Here is a 17,463-nt window from a genome sequence, read left to right as displayed (position 1 = left end):
AGCTTCTCTCTTTGCTGGATCGAAGCCGGGAGAAATCGTGAGGTGTCAGGCCGCCTTCTTGATGCGGTCGCGCAGGGTCTGGATCTGCTGGGTGAGCGCAATGAGCTCGGGCACCGAGCACTGGGCGGCGGCCATGAGGCAGCCCGGCACATCGGCGGCGCGGGCCTTGAGCTTGCGGCCCGCGGCGGTGAGGGTGATGTGCACGCGGCGCTCGTCGGCCACGTCGCGCACCCGGGCCACGTAGCCGCTGGCCTCCAGGCGCTTGAGCAGCGGGGTGAGCGTGCCGGAGTCGAGCGAGAGGCGTTCGCCGAGTTCGGACACCATCGGCCCGTCCTGCTCCCAGAGGGCCAGCATGACGAGGTATTGGGGATAGGTGAGCTGCAGCTTTTCGAGCACCGGCTTGTAGAGCCGGGTCATCGCCAACGAGGCGGAATACACCGCGAAGCACAGCTGGTTGTCCAGCTTGAGCATGTCGTCGGCAGTGACCTTGGTGGAGCGCATGAGCTGGATTGTAGTGAGCAATTAAATTGTGTGCAATTTAAATTTGAAAGCATCCGTTTCCGGATGCGATCAGGCGTGCGGCTTCAGGCCCGGAACCGCTTGCGCGTCAACGCCAGCGCGACCCAGAACGCCACCACCGCATACACCGCCAACACCCCCGCATGCAGCCACCAGTCGGCCGGCCACTGGTCCATGAAGAGCGGCCGCACCAGCGCCACCGCGTTGGTCAGCGGCAGCCATGCGGCCACCGCCTTCACCGCCGAGGGCAACTGCTCCAGCGGAAAGAACACGCCGCTCAGGAACATCATCGGCGTCATGAACAGCGTGAAGTAATAGGTGAAGAAGTCGTAGCCCTTGGCGAGCGCGTTGAAGATCAGCGCGATCGACGAGAAGGTGATGCCCGCACCGATCAGCACCAGCCACGCGACGATGAGCTTCGGGCTGTGGCTGATGCCCAATCCGAGCATCACGAACAGGATGGCGGTGACGGTGAAGATCGACTTGAAGGCCGCCCACAGCATCTCGGCCATCACGATGTCGTCCAGGCCCACGGGCGCGTTCATGATGCCGTCCCAGGTCTTCTGCACATGCATGCGCGAGAACGCGGAGTACAGCGCCTCGAAGCTCGCGGCATTCATCGCGCTCATGCAGATGGAGCCGCTTGCCAGGAACAGGATGTAGGGCACCTTCACGCCGTCCACCGCCACCTGCCCCACCAGCGCGCCCATGCCGTAGCCGAAGGCCACCAGCCAGATCAGCGGCTCGGCGATGTTGCCGATGAGGCTGGGTATCGCGAGCTTGCGCCACACCAGCAGGTTGCGCAAAAAAACGGGCCACCAGCGCAGCGAGATTTCGGGCGCGCGCCACACGGAAGGCGGAGCCGGCGTGTTGTTCGTCGTTGTCGTTGCAGTCGTTGTGTTCATGGTCTAGCCGTCCTCGCGGATCTGCCGTCCGGTGAGCTTCAGGAAAAGGTCTTCGAGATTTGCTGGGCGATGAAAGGTGCGCAGGCCCGCATGCTGCGTCAGTGCATCGAGCAGCCGCCGCGCATCCTGCGTGTAGAAGAACACCGTCTCTCCGCTCACCTCGACGCGCGCCGCCATCGCCTTGAGTTCGGGCGATTCGGCCAGCGCGAGCGCACCGTTGCCGTACACCTCGACCACGTCGGGCTCCAGATGCTCGGCGATCAGGTCGCGCGGCTTGCCTTCGGCGATCTTGCGGCCATGGTCGAGCACCAGCAGGCGCGAGCACAGGCGCTCGGCTTCGTCCATGAAGTGCGTGGTCAGCAGGATCGACTTGCCCTGCTGCAGCAGCACCTGCAGACGTTCCCACATCAGGTGGCGCGCCTGCGGGTCCAGCCCGGTGGTCGGCTCGTCGAGCAGCAGCAGCTTGGGGTCGTTCACCAGCGCGCGCGCCAGCGACAGCCGCCGACGCATGCCGCCCGAGAGCTCGCCCGGCTTCGCATCCGCCTTGTGCGAGAGCGCAGCGAAGTCCAGCAACTGCGGCACGCGTGCACGCACCTCTGCCTTGCCGAAGCCGAAGTAGCGCCCGTACACCACCAGGTTCTCGGCGCAGCTGAAGTCGGGGTCCAGCGTGTCGAACTGCGTGACCACGCCCAGCTGCGCCTTGATGGCCAGCGCATCGCGCGGCATCTGCAGGCCCAGGGCCGAGATCTCGCCGCCGTCGGGCGCGGTGAGGCCCAGGCACATGCGGATGGTGGTGGTCTTGCCGGCGCCGTTCGGGCCGATCACGCCCAGGCACTCGCCGGGTGCGATCTCGAACGACAGGTCGTCCACGACCGTGGTGTCGCCATAGCGCTTGCGCAGATGGCTGACGCGAAAGAGGGGGGAGGTAAAAGAAGAAGGCACAGGGCATTCTGGCCCAGGCACGCGACAGGCGTCGGCAGCGGATCAACCGATGGACAAGGCGCGCGTCTTGCGCGCAAGTTCCCGGCACAATCCACGCCCGGGTGCGTGTTCGCGTACTGGCTTCTTGTTCCGATATCGCGGGGGAGACCCAAAGATGCTTCGTTTGCTGTCGGCGTTGTCGGTGTTGTCGGTGTTGCTGCTGCTGACCGCCTGCGCACCATTTTTTCACCGGCCGCTGGCAAGCGCGGACCGGGCCAGGGTCCAGTCGGTCGACGTGCGCCTGGTCGTGGCGCAGGAGAGCTTCATGTTCTCCGCGCAGGCGCCAGGCCTGAGCGCCGCCACGGGCGGCGGGCTGATCGGCGCGCTGATCGATTCCTCGGTGCAGCAGTCGCGGCAAAAGGAGATGAGTGCCGAAGTGCAGGCCATCGTCGGCCCGCTGCTGGACTACGACTACCGCGACGAGGCCGGCCTGGCATTCGGCGAGCTGCTGGCCGAGCCCACATCGTTCCCCTTGAAGATCGCCTCGTCGCAGGTGCTCGCCGCCATGCCCGACAAGGCCGTGCACGAGGCCCGCATCGCCGCCACGAAGACCGGCCCTGCCTACCTGGTGCTGCTGCTTCAGTACGCGCTGGAGCCGGGGCTGGGCGCCTTCACCACGCGCACCTCGGCCTTTCTCTGGCAGGCGGGCAACAGCGAGCCTTCATACCGTTCCGCCACCATCTTCCAGACGCCGCTGGGCGGCGGCGCGCGCGCCACCGTCATCCGGCGGCTTACCGCGAACGACGGGCAGGTGCTCAAGGCGGTGATGCGCGATTCGGTGAAGCAGACCTTGCATGTGCTGGGCATGGACATCGCCGGTGCGCGCTCCGGCGGCATCAGGACAGCGCGCTTCAACGTCAACGGCACGTGGTTCACCCTGGCGGGCCAGAGCTTCGACGAGCTGCCGGGGCGCGTGGTGTTTCGCGACCAGGACAACGCGATGTACACGGTAAGGAACGTCGCGCCATGAAGCCGCAGCACCTGTTTCGCACAGCCTTCGCCGCCGCCGCGCATGCCGCGCTGCTGCCCTTGGCGGCTTTCCTTGCAACGCCCGGCCTCGTGCATGCCATGACCGAGAGCGAGCCGCTCAGCATGGTCTACGAGCAGGCCCCTGAACAGGAGCAGCGCCCCAACGGCCCGCCGGTCGAAGTCCTTCGCGTGCCCCAGGGCTGCACGCTTTACCTGCCGAAGATCGAAGATGCCCGCAGCAACAAGGCCAACGCCGGCAACCTCACGCTGATGATGCCGACCGTCCACGCCACGCCCAGGACCATGCAGTCGCTCAAGAGCGGCGACGCGGGCGCATGGACGCGCGATGCGCTGCAGTCGACGCGGCGCTATGGTTTCCAGACCGTGGTGGGCGCATCCGCGCCGCCCGCCGCCGCGCGGCAGGTCACGGCCGAGGTGGCGCTGCGCCTCGCCCATGGCTGGTCTGCCGGGCTCAACCTCGTCTCGCACGTGGTGCTGCAGGCGAGCTACCGGCTGCCGGGCGGCGAGGTCGTTGTGCGCCAGTACCACGGCATGGGCACGCGCACCAACTGGGCCAGCGGCAACAGCGAGTTCATGTCGGTGCTGAACCTCGGCATGGAAGAGGCGGTGCGCAGCCTGGCAAGCGATGCCGGCGCGTTGTGCGAAGGCCGGCCGTTGCCCGCGCCTCCCGCGCCGCCCGCCGGGTGATCTACATCCGCAACCCGCTGAACTCCGCCTTCATCCAGTCGATGAAGGCCCGCGTGCGCGCCGGCAGCAGCCGCGCATTCGGGTAGATCACGCTCACCGGCCGCGGCGGCGGCTCGAAGTCTTCCAGCACCAGTGCCAGGCGGCCCTGCGCCACATGCGGCAGCACCTGGTACGAGAAGAAACTGCCGAAGCCCATGCCCGCGGCGCAGGCCTCGATGGCGGGTGCGAGGTGGTTGAACGCGAGGCGGCTTTGCGGCGTCACGCTCAGGGTCTTGCCGCCTTCGTGGAAGGTCCATGGCGTCGGCCCGTCGACATGGCCGCGCACGCAGGGCGCGCCGTCCAGCTCGCGCGGATGCCGCGGCGTGCCGTGGCGCGCCAGGTAGTCGGGGCTGGCCGCCACCACGCGGCGCACGGTGCCCAGCGTTTGCGCCACCAAGGACGAATCGGCCAGCGGGCTGATGCGGATGCCTACGTCGATGCCTTCTTCCAGCAGGTTCACCGTGCGGTCGTGCAGCAGCACGCTGCAGCGCACCTGGTCGTAGCGCTGCATGAAGCGCGTGATGGCCGGTGCCACGTACATGTGGCCGAAGAGCACCGGCGCGGTGATGGTGAGATGGCCCCCGAGTTCGCGCGCTTCGTCCTTGAGCGCCAGGTCCGCGGCGTCGGCTGCGAGCAGCACCTCGCGCGCGCTCGGCAGGTAGTGGCGGCCTTCGTCGGTGAGCGACAGGCGGCGCGTGGTGCGGTGGAACAGCCGCACGCCCAGGTGCGCCTCCAGCGCGGCGAGCGAGCGCACCACCACCGGCAACGAGGTGCCCAGCGCCGCGGCGGCGCGGGTCATGCTGCCCTGGTCGGCGATCTGAACGAAGGTCTGCATGGCTTTGAAACGGTCCATGCGGTCATTAAACCGGAAATCGCAGGAGTCAAATACAAAAATGGCTATTCATTCATTCGGCGCAACAGAGAAGAATCGGCGCCATACCCACTCCGCCACTCCAAAGGACGCCCCATGAACGCAACCCGCCCAGCGCACCCCATCAAGCTCTACGGCAGCGCCATCTCGGGGCATGTGCACCGCGTGCGGCTGTTCCTCTCGATGCTCGGCCTGCCCTTCGAGATCATCGAGCTCGACCTGAAGAAGCGCGCCAGCCGCACGCCCGAGTTCCTCGCACGCAACCCCTTCGGCCAGGTGCCGGTGATCGAGGACGGCGAGACCACGCTGGCCGATTCCAACGCGATCCTGGTCTACCTCAACGCGCGCTATTCGCCCGACCCGGCGCGCTGGATGCCGGCCGACCCTGTCGGTGCGGCGCGCGTGCAGCGCTGGTTCTCGGTGGCGGCCGGGCCGCTGGCCAACGGCCCGGCGGCGGCGCGCATCATGGCGCTGTTCGCCCCGTCGGCCGACCCGACCGAGACGGTCACACGCTCGCATGCATTGCTCACCGTGATGGAGATGCATCTGACGCAGCAACGCTTTCTGGCCGGGCCTGCCGCTACGCTGGCCGACATCGCGAACTACGCCTACGTGGCGCATGCGCCCGAGGGCAGCGTGTCGCTCGATGCCTATCCGCATGTGCGCGAATGGCTCGCGCGCATCGAAGCCTTGCCCGGCTTCGTGCCGATGGTGCGCACGCCCGTCGGGCTCGCGGCGGTGCCGCTGTGATCGCCGCGCCTTTTCATGCCGGCGAGCGCGCTTTGCAGGCGCAGACCGGCGCGCGCGAGCAGATGGCGTTGGTGGGGCCGCGCGTGATCCGCGACCGCATGCCCGACCAGCATCGACAGTTCTTCGCGCAGCTGCCGTTCCTGGTGGTCGGCAGCCTCGATGCTCAGTTGCAGCCCTGGGCCAGCGTGCTCTCGGCGCCGCCGGGCTTTGCGCATTCGCCCGATGCGACGCACCTGCGTGTCGATGCGCTGCCGGCGGACGGCGATCCGCTGGCGGCGCAGCTCGTGCACGGCGCCCCGCTCGGCCTGCTGGGCATCGAGCCGCACACACGGCGCCGCAACCGCATGAACGGCACCGTCGAATCGCTCGACGGCACAGGCTTCATGGTCCAGGTGCAGCAGAGCTTTGGCAATTGCCCGCGCTACATCCAGGCGCGCGAGCCGGAGTTCGTGTCCGCGCGCCACGACACCGCGCCCGTGCAGCGGCTCGATGCGCTGGACCTGGATGCGCAACGCCTCATCGGCAGCGCGGACACGCTGTTCATCGCCACCGCATATCCGGAGGACGTCGCGGCGGGTGACGATGCCGATGCGACGTCGCACGGCGTCGACGTGTCGCACCGCGGCGGGCGCCCCGGCTTCGTGCGCGTCGACGAGGACGGCGTGCTGACCGTGCCGGACTTCAACGGCAACCGCTTCTTCAACACGCTGGGCAACCTGTTGGCCCATCCGCGCGCGGGGCTGCTGTTCATCGACCACGACAACGGTGAGCTGCTTCATGTGGCAGCCACCGCCGAGATCGTGCATGAAGGCCCCGAGCTCGCCGCGTTCGAAGGCGCGGAGCGGCTGCTGCGGTTGCGTGTGCAGCATGCGCTGCGCCGACCGGCCGCGCTGCCGCTGCGCTGGGGCGATGCGCAACTGTCGCCGCATCTCGCAGGCACCGGGCAGTGGGCGGCCGGGCGACGCTGAGCACGCGTGGTGTCAGTGAAAGACGGGGATGCGCGCGTTGGCCGAAGGGCGGTAGTGCCAGCCGCGTTCGCGCATCGCATCGAGATCGGGCGCGCGCCCGAGCACTGCTTCGAGCCCCGCGGCGGCGAGCGTGCAGGCCAGCGCCTGACCCGGGCAGGCGTGCATGCCGTGTCCGAAGCCCAGCATGCGGCGCCTTTCGCGCACGAGCCTGAAGTTGTCGGGGTCCGCATTGAACGCAGGGTCGCGGTTCGCGGCGGCCAGCACGAGCAGCACCGCATCGCCCGCCGCCAAGGGCGTGCCGGCGATGGTGACGGGCTCGGCCGCGAAGCGGCGCGTGTTGTGGACCGCCGGATCGTGCCGCGCCGTCTCCTCGACCACGGCCTGCAGCGCAAGGCGCGCGGGCAGGGCCTGGCGCAGTGAAGCTTCGCGCATCACCGCGATGAGGCTGTTGCCCAGCAGGCCCGCCGTCGCATCGCAGGTCTGCGAGAGCAGGCCGACCAGGTTGGCGAGCAGGGAACGTGCGAGCGGCGCGCTGGCGGCACTTTGTTCGCGCACGGCAGCGAGCAGCGTGCCGTGTCGTGGCGATGCCCCCGCGGTGATGGCTTCGATGCGCGCCATGAGTGCAGCCGCCGCAGCGCTGGCGTCCTGCAACGGGTCCGCCGTGGACAGCGGCGACAGGCAGGCGACGAAATCGCGCATCCACCGGTCCACCTGCGGCAGCGCTTCGTCTGCAAAGCCGAGCAGGTGCGCGACCGTGCGCACCGGCACGGAGAACAACGCGTCCGACAAGGGCTGCGGCGAGGCAGCTTGGGCAACCCGCAGGGCCGCCGCATGGACGGCATCCAGATCCAGGCCCGCCAGCGCACGCTGCAGCGCGGGGCGATGCGCCCTGTGCGCCGCGCCGTCGTTCATCCGCACCAGATGGCCGAACACCTCGCCGGCCGGGCTTCCGACGATGGCGCGCGGCACCGGCTCGGCCGCCGGCCGCACATGCAGCGCGCCGTGCGCGAGCAGCAGCGATTCGATGACTTCCGCGCGGCTCGCGACCCAGACGCGCAGCTTCGGGTGCCACGCGAGCGGCGGCCCGGCGCGCAGCTCGGCGTAGAAGGGATAGGGGTCGGCATGCGTGACGGCCGCGACCGGGTCCGAGGGCGCGTCGGCAAAAGAAGTGGGGCGGGGGGTCATGCCGCGCAGTGTGCGATTGCAGGCGCCGCCACACTTCGGCCGTGAACGAAGTGTGGGATGCAGCGGCGTCTTAGGATCTGCGCATGGACACCCCACCCTCCTCTTCATCGCCGAACGCGGACGTGCAACTGGCGCGCCTGGCCGGCGCCATCGCCGAACCGGCGCGCGCCCGCATGCTCAACTGCCTGATGGACGGCCACGCGCGCACCGCGACCGAGCTCGCCACCGTGGCAGAGGTGGCCGCCTCCACCGCGAGCGCGCACCTGGCGCGCCTGAAGGAAGAGCGGCTGGTCCAGTTGCTGGTGCAGGGCAAGCACCGCTACTTCCGGCTGGCCGACGACAACGTCGCGGCCGCACTCGAAAGCCTGATGGTGGTGGCCGGCGCGCCGCGCGCAGCCGACTTCAAGCCCAGCACGCCGAGCCGCCTGCGCAGCGCACGCACTTGCTACGACCACATGGCCGGCACGGCGGGCGTCGCGCTGCACGACCGGCTGCATGCACAGGGCTGGCTCAGCGGCCTGCAGAGCGGCTCGTACGAACTCACGCCCGAAGGTGCGATCGCACTCGAAAGCCTGGGTGTGGAAGTCGATGCGGTGCGCCGCTCGCGCCGGCGTTTTGCCTGTGCCTGCCTGGACTGGAGCGAGCGCCGCCCGCACCTGGGCGGCGCGCTGGGTGCGGCGTGGTTGCAGCTGTCGCTGCGCCGCGGGTGGGTGCGGCAGGAACTCGACGGGCGCGAACTCGCGCTCACGCCCAAGGCGCAGCGCGAGATGCCGGAGCTTTTTGCCTGAAGGCGTGCGCTCAGGCCTTCAGCTTGAGCAGATAGATCATCGGACCGGCCATTGCCAGGTCCAGCTCCAGGAAGCTCTCGAAGTCCTTTCCCGCCATCCAGTACGGGTCCCAGTTGTTGCGCTTGATGGTTTTTTGCCAGACGTCGGCGCTGGTGGCGCGGCGCACGGCTTCGAGCAGCATGGCCTTGCGTTCGGCGGGCACCTTCTTGCCGGTCAGCACGCCGCGCCAGTTGGCGAGGTCGGCGTCCACGCCCTGTTCGCGCACCGACGGAATGCCCAGGAACGGCCGCTTGGCCGACACGCCGATCGCGCGCAGCTTGCCGCCGGCCAGCGCTTCGCTGAACTCGCTGTAGCCGGAAATGCCGGCCACGGCCTTGCCCGTCTCCAGCGCCTCGACCACCTGTGCGCCGCCGGGGTACGGCTGGTAGACCAGGCCCGCGGTGTTGCCGGCCACGCGCGCCAGCATGCCCGCGTACATGTGGTCGACGCCGCCGGCCGAGCCGCCGGCGATGACGGTCTTGGCCGCATCGGCGCGCAGTTGGGCGATCAGGTCCTTGGGAGTCTTGATGGGCGAATCGGCCTTGACCGCCACCACTTCGTAGTCGCTGGTCAGGCGCGCCACCGGCGCGACCTGCGCCATGGTAACGGCGGGTTTCTGCAGCGCCACCGCGCCGACCATCACCATGCCGCTCATCAACAGGGTGTCGGGGTCGGCATCGTATTTCTCGACGTATTTGGCGAGGCCGATGGTGCCGCCCTTGCCGCCGATGTTCTCGTAGGCCACGTCGCCCGCCGCGCCCGAGGCCAGCAGCGCCGCACCGAGCGCGCGGCCGGTCTGGTCCCAGCCGCCGCCTTCATTGGCGGGGATCACGATGCGCAGCTTGGCAACCAGCTGCGGTTCGGCCGCGCCGGCCGACCGGGGCCACAGCAGCGCGGCCTGGCCGGCGCCTGCGGCGGCAACGCCGCCCGCCATCCATGCGCTGAAGTTGCGGCGGGAAAGGCACGCAGTCGACGATTTAGACATTTTGTTTCCAGTTGTTCACAAAGGTAACTGGATGATGTCCGCGAAACGCGTCAAACGACTGCGCCGATGCCTAAGTGGAAACCCTAGGCGGTGCCAACTGTTACTGGAAAGCGACCTCCGCAAAGCTGCGCAGCTTGCGGCTGTGAAGACGGGTCGAGCCCTCCTGGCGAAGGATGTCGATGGCCCGCATGCCGATTCGCAAGTGCTGCTCCACACGCTCCCGATAGAAGTGGTTGGCCATGCCGGGCAGCTTGATCTCGCCGTGCAGCGGTTTGTCGCTCACACACAACAAAGTACCGTAGGGCACCCGAAAACGGAAGCCGTTGGCTGCGATGGTCGCGCTCTCCATGTCCAGCGCCACCGCGCGGCTCTGGCTGAAACGGCGCTGCGGCTGGTTGCCGGGCAGCAGCTCCCAGTTGCGGTTGTCGGTGCTGGCCACGGTGCCGGTGCGCATGATCTTCTTCAGGTCCGGACCTTCGTAGCGCGTGACGTCAGCCACCGCTTTTTCCAGCGCGAGCTGGATTTCCGACAGCGCCGGAATCGGCACCCACAGCGGCAGCTCTTCGTCGAGCACATGGTCCTCGCGTACATAGGCGTGGGCCAGCACGTAGTCGCCCAGTTGCTGCGTGTTGCGCAGACCCGCGCAGTGGCCCAGCATCATCCAGGCGTGCGGGCGCAGCACGGCGATGTGGTCGGTGATGGTCTTGGCATTGGCCGGGCCCACGCCGATGTTCGTCATGGTGATGCCGCTGTAGTCCTCGCGCACCAGGTGGTAGGCCGGCATCTGCGGCAGCCGCGGCGGCGCGGTGCCCTGGCTGCCGTCGAGCAGGTGGCCGAAGGTGGCGCTCGCGCCGGCATCCAGTCCGCGCCGGCGCGTGATCACGTTGCCGGGCTCGATGAAGGCGATGTATTCGCTGTTCTCGTCGGCCATGGCTTCGTGGCCCAGGCGCACGAACTCGTCGATGTAGAACTGGTAGTTGGTGAACAGCACGAAGTTCTGGAACCACTCGGGCGCGGTGCCGGTGTAGTGGCGCAGGCGGTGCAGCGAGTAGTCCACGCGGGCCGCCGTGAACAGCGACAGCGGCTGCGCCTCGCCCTCGCGCGCCTCATAGGTGCCGTTGGCGATGCCGTCGTCCATCACGCCCAGGTCGGGCAGGTCGAACACATCGCGCATCAGCGCGCGGCGGTCGTCGCTCATCGTGCCTTCGATGTGGTCGTTCTCCGCGAACGAGAAGTGGATCGGAATCGGCTGCGTGCTGGTGCCGACCTCCAGCTCGACCTGGTGGTTCTCCAGCAGCAGGCGGAACTGGTCGAGGTAGTAGCGCGAGAAGAGATCGGGCCGCGTCAGCGTGGTCTCGTAGCGGCCGGGCCCGGCCACGAAGCCGTAGCTCAGGCCCGCATTGGCCGGCGGCGTGTGGCGCGAGACGGTGTGGGTGTGCACCCGCACGAACGGATAGCAGGCCCGCACCCGGCCCGGCAGCGCCTCGCCCGCTACGAAGCGCAGCATCGACTCGCGCAGATGGGCGATGCCGCCCTGGTAGATGGCCTTGACCTGGTCGAGTGCGGCGGCGGCGTCGGTGAAGCGGGCGGGGGCGACGAATGTGGGCATGTAGGGCATGGCGGCATTGTGCAATGCGCTAGCTCAGCAGTCTTCCTGTCACTCCCTCGCGCTCGGTCGTGACGAGCGGCTCGGACGCCAACCCGATCTGCAGCACCACGTTGCGGCGCATGCGGTCGCTGCGATTGATGCCGCCGCCGTGCAAGACTTTGGGATGAATGGCGACCAGATCGCCCGCAGTGCATTCCAGTGCCATGCCTTCGTCGTCCGATGGTCGGGGGGGCGTGCCTTCGCTTTTCTCGCGCAGCGCTTCCGCATCAGAGAGGCGGTGGCTGCCCGGCAGGAAGCGCGTGGCGCCCATTGCCTCCTCCATGCCGTCGAGGCACAGCATCAGGCGAACGAAGCCCGAGCTTGCCGGGCATATGTAGTCGTTCGGAAAATCCCGGTGCCAGCCGATCGACCGGCCGAAGCGTGGATGCTTGATGGTCACGTTCATGAAGTGAACCGTGAGCGCGTCGCTCGCCAGGAGGGTGCGCGCGGCATCGCGAATCGCGGGGTGGTCAAGCAGCGCATCGAACATCGGATCGAATGCGCACGGTTCGCCGAGGATGAAGATCGCATCGCCCACGGCTTGCGCTTGAACGTCGTCGCGTCGATGGGCCGGCAGGTCTTTTTCGAAAACCAGCCTGGCGCGCTCCGCTTCCGACATCCGGGGGACCCGGCTCTGGATCGCGTCGATGGCGGCGCAAAGGCTGTCGATCAGGACGGGCTCGATGGCCCTGGACAGCCGGGCATAGCCCTGGAGATGGAAGGAGTCTTGATCGATCGGCATGTGAAGGTGAGTGGTCGAGCGTCGATGCGCCATGGGTCGTGCGCGGCTCGGACAGTCTGCATGCGTGTGAAAGAGCGATGGATGCCTTTCCGTGCACAAAGGCATGGCGGCACAGGTTTTTTAGCTAACCTCTGGCGTCGAACGAACAACGAGCAAGGAGATGAGCCGATGAAAGTCGCAGTCATGGGCGCCGGCGCAGTCGGCTGCTACTACGGCGCCATGCTGGCGCGCGCGGGCCACGAGGTGGTGCTGATCGGCCGGCCTTCGCATGTGGAGGCTGTCCTCGCGAACGGCCTGCGGCTGGAGACCAAGACCTTCGATGAGCAGGTGCGCCTCGGTGCGAGCACCGAAGCGAGCGCCGTGCAGGGCGCCAACCTCGTGCTGTTCTGCGTGAAGTCCACCGACAGCGAATCGGCCGCCGCGCAGATCAGGCCGCACCTGGCGTCCGATGCGTTGGTGCTCACGCTGCAGAACGGCGTGGACAACGACGAGCGCGTGCGCTCGGTGCTGCCGTCCAACGAGGTGGCCGCCGCCGTGGTCTACGTGGCGACCGAGATGGCCGGCCCCGGCCATGTCAAGCACCACGGCCGCGGCGAGCTGGTGATCGCGCCTTCGCGCGCCAGCGAACAGGTCGCGCAGCACCTGGTCGCCGCTGGCGTGCCCACGCAGATTTCCGACAACGTGCGCGGCGCGCTCTGGGCCAAGCTGGTCTTGAATTGCGCCTACAACGCGCTTTCGGCGGTGTCGCAGCTGCCCTATGGTGAACTCGTGAAAGGCGCGGGCGTGGCCGAGGTGATCCGCGACGTGGTCGCCGAATGCCTCGCCGTGGCAAAGGCTGAAGGCGTGGTCATCCCGGGCGACACCGATGCAGCCATCCGCGGCATCGCGCAGTCGATGCCCTCGCAGTACTCATCGACTGCGCAAGACCTCGCACGCGGCAAGCTCAGCGAGATCGACCACCTCAACGGCCTGGTCGTGCGGCGCGGCGAAGCGCTCGGTGTGCCTACGCCAGCGAACCGCGTGCTGTTCGTGATGGTGAAGCTCCTCGAAGGCAAGCAGCAGCGTCGCTGACCCCCTCTTTTCGCGGAACACCGCGGAACCGGCTTCGCCGGGCCGCAGGTGTTGCCCCCGGTAGGGGTAGGAGTAGCGACACGAAGTGCGCGAAGCCTGGGGGCGAGCCCTATCCAGGCATGGGTTCGCGCATGGTGACGAACTCTTCGGCCGCCGTCGGGTGAATGCCGATGGTGCTGTCGAAGATCGCCTTCGTCGCGCCCGCGCGCATCGCCACCGCAAAGCCCTGCACCACCTCGCCCGCGTCCGCGCCCACCATGTGCAGGCCGACCACGCGATCGCTTTTCTTGTCGACCACCAGCTTCATGAAGGTGCGTTCGCTGCGGCCCGACATCGTGTGGCGCAGCGACTTGAACTCGCTGGAGAACACCGTCACCTCGCCGAACTTGGCGCGCGCGTCGATCTCGGAGTAGCCGCAGGTGCCGATGTTCGGATGGGTGAACACCGCCGTCGGGATGAACTCGTAATCCATGCGGCGCTTGCCCTTGCCGAACAGTTCGTCGACCACCACCATCGCCTCGGCCAGCGCCACCGGCGTGAGCTGCACGCGCGTGGAGACATCGCCCACCGCGTAGATCGACGGCACCGAGGTGCGGTAGTGCGCATCGACCGCGATGGCGCCCTTGTCGTCGAGCTTCACGCCCGCCGCTTCGAGGCCGAGGCCTTGCGTGTTCGGCACGCGGCCCGTGGCGAAGAGCACCGTGTCGGCCTCGACCTGCTGGCCGCGCGCGAGCGTCACGACCAGGCCGTTCGGCCCGCGCGCGATCGACGAGGCCTCGCAGTTCAGCCGCACATCGACGCCGGCCTTGCCCATCTCGTTCGCGAGGAACTGCCGCACGTCGTCGTCGAAGCCGGTGAGCAAATGCGCGCGGCGATGCAACTGCGTCACCTTGGAGCCCAGTCCGTTGAAGATCGACGCGAACTCGCACGCGATGTAGCCGCCGCCCACCACCAGCAGGCGCTTGGGGAAGGGGTCGAGGTCGAACATCGCATCCGAGGTCACGATGTGCTCGCGGCCCGGAATGTCCGGCACGAAGGGCGTGCCGCCGGTGGCGACCAGCAGGTGGCGCGCGGTGTGGCGCTTGCCGTCGATCTCCACCGTGTGCGCATCGACCAGCTGCGCCCATCCGGTGACCAGCGTGACGCCCGAGTTCTTCAGCAGCGAGCCGTAGATGCCGTTGAGCCGGCCGATCTCTTTCGCGCGTTGCGACTTGAGGTGCGACCAGTCGAACTGCGGCGCCGACGGCAGCTTCCAGCCGTAGCCCTCGGCTTCCTCGAAGGACTCGGCATAGCCGGCCGCGTAGCTGTAGAGCTTCTTGGGAATGCAGCCCACGTTGACGCAGGTACCGCCGAGCTCGGCGGCCTCGGCCAGCCCCACGCGGGCGCCTGTCTGCGCGGCCATGCGCGCGGCGCGAACACCGCCGCTACCGCCGCCGATGACGAAGAGATCGAAGTCGAATGTGGGCATGAGAAAGCGCTCCTTGCGGGCGACTGTAGCGGCCGGCCGAAGACAGTGCCGTGGGCGGGGCTTGGCGCGCTGATGAGGCAGGCCGCGCGGCGAGCAGCGCGTGGCTGCTCGCCGCGATTTCTCACTTGTAAAGCAGCTGCGGCAGCCACAGCCCGATCTGCGGCCAGATGTACAGCATCACGATCGCCAGCACCTGGATGCCCATGAACGGCAGCATCCCCAGGAAGATCTGGTTCAGCGTGACGTGCGGCGGGCTCACGCCCTTCAGGTAGAAGGCCGCCATGGCCACCGGCGGCGAGAGAAACGCCGTTTGCAGGTTCATCGCCACCAGGAGGCCGAAGAACAGCGGGTCCACCCCGAAGTTGTCCAGCAGCGGAATGAAGATGGGCATGAAGATCACGATGATCTCGGTCCACTCCAGCGGCCAGCCCAGCAGGAAGATGATGACCTGGCTCAGGATGAGGAACTCCAGCTTCGTGAGGTTCATGCCGAGCACCCACTCCTCCACCAGCGCCTGCCCGCCCAGCAGTGCGAAGGCGGCCGAGAAGATGGCCGAGCCCACGAAGAGCCAGCACACCATGGCCGATGTCTTGGCGGTCAGGAACACCGACTCCTTGAGTACCGTGAGGTTGAGCCGCCGGTAGGCCGCCGCCAGCAGCATGCCGCCCAGCGCGCCCATGGCGGCCGCCTCGGTCGGCGTGGCCAGGCCCAGCACGATGGAGCCCAGCACCGCGGAGATCAGCAGCATCAGCGGGAAGAACGACGCCAGCAGCATCTTGAAGATCTCGAGCCTCGCGAAGCTCAGGAACAGATAGAACAGCGAGACGAGCGCGCCGAACACCGCGAAGACCACCCACCACCAGGTGGGTGCGGGGCGCGTGGTGGCGGCCTCGGTGGCCGTTGCGGCGGCGGGTTCCGCGGCGGGCTGGGCCGTGCCCGGCGTGGCGGGTGGTGTGGCCATGGGGGGCTCATTCAAGGAAGCCGGCGGCTCGCCCAAAGGAGCCGGCGCGGCGGCCTCTTCCTCGGAGGGCGGCTCCTGCAGTCCCCCTTCGCTCGGCGGCGCCTGCAGCCCGCCTTCTGCCGGCGGCTCCTGCAAGCCGCCCTCGGCGGGTGCTGCGCTTCGCATGGCGCCGATCTCCTGGATGTCGTAGCGGACCTCCGCTTCCACCGTGGTCACGGACTTGTAGCTGAAGCCGGCCAGCAGCAGGAAGAGCACGCCGGGCAGCGCGACGATGCCCAGTTGTCGCAGCACGTGCGAGAAGGGCACGTCGGCATTGCGCCGACCTTTCAGTAGCCCCACCACCGCATGCGCGGCGGGGCTGTCGGCCAGCCGCTGCGACAGCGGCGGCAACGGCACCTGGCGCTCGGCCTGCGACAGCGGCGGCGCCCACTGCGGCTTGATCCACGCGATGAGGACCACGTACAGCACGTAGAGCGACGCCAGCATCAGGCCCGGAAAGAAGGCGCCCGCATACAGCTGCACCACCGACACGCCAGCCGTCGCGCCGTACACGATGAGCAGCACCGACGGCGGAATCAGGATGCCCAGGCACCCGCCCGCGGTGATCGAGCCCGCGGCCAGCGGCACGCTGTAGCCGCCGCGCAGCATCGCGGGCAGCGCCAGCAATCCCATCAGCGTGACCACCGCACCCACGATGCCGGTGGCCGTGGCAAAGATGGTGCAGGTCACCAGCGTGGCCACCGCCAGCGCGCCGGGCAGCCGCGCCATCGCGAGGTGCAGGCTCTTGAAGAGCGACTCGATCAGGTTCGCGCGCTCCACCAGGTAGCCCATGAACACGAAGAGCGGCACCGCGATGAGCACGTCGTTGGCCATCGTCTTGTAGGCCGACTGCACCATCAGGTCGAGCGTGCGGTGCCAGTCGCGGTCGTAGGCCAGCCAGGTGAACAGCATGCCCATGCCCATCAGCGTGAACGCCGTGGGAAAGCCCAGCATGATGGCCACCACCACCAGCGACAGCATCAACAGGCCCAGGTGGCCGTTGGTGATGGTCGGGGCGTTGAAAAGCACCGTGGCCGCGCCGATGATGATCAGCGCCATGAACGACAGGCCGAACCAGAGTTCGCGGCGGATCATCGCGCACCCTCCTTGGCGCCGGGTGCGGCGTGGGCGAGCACCACGCGGTCGAGCGCGGCGATGTCGTCATCGTTCACGTGCACCATCTCCTTGAGTTTTGCGACGTCGACCTCTTCCACGTCCTGCTCGCGCGAGGGCCAGGCGCCGCTGCGGATGCACTGCACGCAGCGGATGATTTCCACGATGCCCTGCAGCAGCAGCGTGAAGCCCGCCAGCGGAATGATGAACTTGAACGGATACAGCGGCAGCGGCTCGGCTGAGAAGGTCTGCTCGCGGATGGCCAGCGACTCGCCCGCGTAGATCCAGCCCGCGTAGGTGAGCGCCACGATGCCCGGCAGGAAGAACACGATGTACAGCACCAGGTCGAACAGCGCCTGCGTGCGCGGCCGGAAGAAGCCGTAGAGCACGTCGCCGCGCACGTGCCCGTTCTTGGAAAGCGTGTAGGCCCCGGCGGTCATGAACATGGCGCCGTACAGCATGATCTGCGCGTCCAGCACCCAGGCGTGGGGCTTGTTGAGCACGTAGCGCGAGAACACCTCCCAGGCGATCAGCAGCGTGAGCAGCAGGACGCACCAGGCAAAGGTCTTGCCGATCCAGGTGGAAAACCGGTCGACCGCCAGCAGTAAAGATTGCATCGGAACGAACTCCTCGCTGCGAGCGGTGCGCAGCTTGCGTTCAGGCATGGAACAGGGAAATGGGGCGAGAAAAATGAAGGAGGGCACCCCCCGGGTG

17 protein-coding genes are annotated in these 17,463 nt (G+C 68.0%); 6 read left to right on the top strand and 11 right to left on the bottom strand.

The window, feature by feature from the left end:
- Positions 1-45 precede the first annotated feature (45 nt).
- The 3 genes from ABIC90_RS25800 to ABIC90_RS25790 form a co-directional block, all read right to left on the bottom strand.
- Positions 46-501, bottom strand: a complete 456-nt coding sequence (locus ABIC90_RS25800) for a MarR family winged helix-turn-helix transcriptional regulator (RefSeq protein ID WP_354359310.1) — start codon at positions 499-501, stop codon at positions 46-48.
- 83 nt (positions 502-584) lie between these two features.
- The gene (locus ABIC90_RS25795) at positions 585-1,424 is read right to left on the bottom strand and encodes an ABC transporter permease (RefSeq protein WP_354359308.1); all 840 of its coding nucleotides are present in this window, start codon (positions 1,422-1,424) and stop codon (positions 585-587) included.
- Between the two features lie 3 nt (positions 1,425-1,427).
- Positions 1,428-2,366 carry an ATP-binding cassette domain-containing protein gene (locus ABIC90_RS25790; protein WP_354359306.1) on the bottom strand — a complete coding sequence of 313 codons (939 nt, stop codon included), beginning with the start codon at positions 2,364-2,366 and terminating at the stop codon, positions 1,428-1,430.
- A 154-nt stretch (positions 2,367-2,520) separates the two neighbouring features.
- On the opposite strand from ABIC90_RS25790, the gene ABIC90_RS25785 reads away from it, so the two are divergent.
- Both ABIC90_RS25785 and ABIC90_RS25780 read left to right on the top strand, forming a co-directional pair.
- Positions 2,521-3,375, top strand: coding sequence for a hypothetical protein (locus tag ABIC90_RS25785; RefSeq protein ID WP_354359304.1), 855 nt, complete (start codon positions 2,521-2,523; stop codon positions 3,373-3,375).
- Complete coding sequence (locus ABIC90_RS25780; RefSeq protein WP_354359302.1) at positions 3,372-4,082, top strand: hypothetical protein; 711 nt, start codon at positions 3,372-3,374, stop codon at positions 4,080-4,082. The genes ABIC90_RS25785 and ABIC90_RS25780 overlap by 4 nt, the downstream gene beginning before the upstream one ends.
- Before the next feature lies 1 nt (position 4,083).
- Here ABIC90_RS25780 and ABIC90_RS25775 read toward each other — a convergent pair whose 3' ends face one another.
- Positions 4,084-4,974: a LysR family transcriptional regulator gene (locus tag ABIC90_RS25775; RefSeq protein WP_354359300.1), complete on the bottom strand. Its 891-nt coding sequence runs from the start codon at positions 4,972-4,974 to the stop codon at positions 4,084-4,086.
- A 114-nt stretch (positions 4,975-5,088) separates the two neighbouring features.
- Here ABIC90_RS25775 and ABIC90_RS25770 point away from each other — a divergent pair, with 114 nt between their 5' ends.
- Positions 5,089-5,742 (top strand): glutathione S-transferase family protein, encoded by a 654-nt coding sequence (locus tag ABIC90_RS25770; RefSeq protein WP_354359298.1) that lies wholly within the window; start codon positions 5,089-5,091, stop codon positions 5,740-5,742.
- Positions 5,739-6,710: a pyridoxamine 5'-phosphate oxidase family protein gene (locus ABIC90_RS25765; RefSeq protein ID WP_354359296.1), complete on the top strand. Its 972-nt coding sequence runs from the start codon at positions 5,739-5,741 to the stop codon at positions 6,708-6,710. The genes ABIC90_RS25770 and ABIC90_RS25765 overlap by 4 nt, the downstream gene beginning before the upstream one ends.
- Before the next feature lie 12 nt (positions 6,711-6,722).
- Here the strand turns inward: ABIC90_RS25765 and ABIC90_RS25760 are convergent, their stop codons facing one another.
- On the bottom strand, positions 6,723-7,895 hold the full coding sequence (locus tag ABIC90_RS25760) for a cytochrome P450 (RefSeq protein WP_354359294.1): 1,173 nt from the start codon (positions 7,893-7,895) through the stop codon (positions 6,723-6,725).
- 83 nt (positions 7,896-7,978) lie between these two features.
- Here ABIC90_RS25760 and ABIC90_RS25755 point away from each other — a divergent pair, with 83 nt between their 5' ends.
- A complete protein-coding gene (locus tag ABIC90_RS25755; RefSeq protein ID WP_354359292.1) occupies positions 7,979-8,683 on the top strand; it encodes an ArsR/SmtB family transcription factor in 705 nt (234 codons plus the stop codon).
- A gap of 10 nt (positions 8,684-8,693) precedes the next feature.
- Here ABIC90_RS25755 and ABIC90_RS25750 read toward each other — a convergent pair whose 3' ends face one another.
- The 3 genes from ABIC90_RS25750 to ABIC90_RS25740 form a co-directional block, all read right to left on the bottom strand.
- Positions 8,694-9,656, bottom strand: a complete 963-nt coding sequence (locus ABIC90_RS25750; protein ID WP_354359366.1) for a Bug family tripartite tricarboxylate transporter substrate binding protein — start codon at positions 9,654-9,656, stop codon at positions 8,694-8,696.
- Between the two features lie 151 nt (positions 9,657-9,807).
- The gene (locus tag ABIC90_RS25745; protein WP_354359290.1) at positions 9,808-11,325 is read right to left on the bottom strand and encodes an AMP nucleosidase; all 1,518 of its coding nucleotides are present in this window, start codon (positions 11,323-11,325) and stop codon (positions 9,808-9,810) included.
- A 19-nt stretch (positions 11,326-11,344) separates the two neighbouring features.
- Positions 11,345-12,097 (bottom strand): phytanoyl-CoA dioxygenase family protein, encoded by a 753-nt coding sequence (locus ABIC90_RS25740; RefSeq protein WP_354359288.1) that lies wholly within the window; start codon positions 12,095-12,097, stop codon positions 11,345-11,347.
- A gap of 168 nt (positions 12,098-12,265) precedes the next feature.
- On the opposite strand from ABIC90_RS25740, the gene ABIC90_RS25735 reads away from it, so the two are divergent.
- Positions 12,266-13,168: a ketopantoate reductase family protein gene (locus tag ABIC90_RS25735; protein WP_354359286.1), complete on the top strand. Its 903-nt coding sequence runs from the start codon at positions 12,266-12,268 to the stop codon at positions 13,166-13,168.
- 109 nt (positions 13,169-13,277) lie between these two features.
- Here the strand turns inward: ABIC90_RS25735 and gorA are convergent, their stop codons facing one another.
- From gorA to ABIC90_RS25720, 3 genes are all read right to left on the bottom strand, one after another.
- Entirely contained in the window at positions 13,278-14,636 is a 1,359-nt protein-coding gene (gene gorA / locus ABIC90_RS25730; RefSeq protein WP_354359284.1) for a glutathione-disulfide reductase, read from the bottom strand.
- 121 nt (positions 14,637-14,757) lie between these two features.
- Positions 14,758-16,731 (bottom strand): TRAP transporter large permease, encoded by a 1,974-nt coding sequence (locus tag ABIC90_RS25725; protein ID WP_354359282.1) that lies wholly within the window; start codon positions 16,729-16,731, stop codon positions 14,758-14,760.
- Positions 16,728-17,366, bottom strand: a complete 639-nt coding sequence (locus ABIC90_RS25720) for a TRAP transporter small permease subunit (protein ID WP_354359280.1) — start codon at positions 17,364-17,366, stop codon at positions 16,728-16,730. Before ABIC90_RS25720 ends, ABIC90_RS25725 begins: the two co-directional genes overlap by 4 nt.
- Positions 17,367-17,463: the final 97 nt, after the last annotated feature.

It is taken from the genome of Variovorax boronicumulans, from assembly GCF_040544675.1.
GTDB lineage: Bacteria > Pseudomonadota > Gammaproteobacteria > Burkholderiales > Burkholderiaceae_C > Variovorax > Variovorax boronicumulans_D.
The sequence above is the reverse complement of the archived record's forward strand: the minus strand, read 5'-3'. Positions and strand labels throughout refer to the sequence as shown.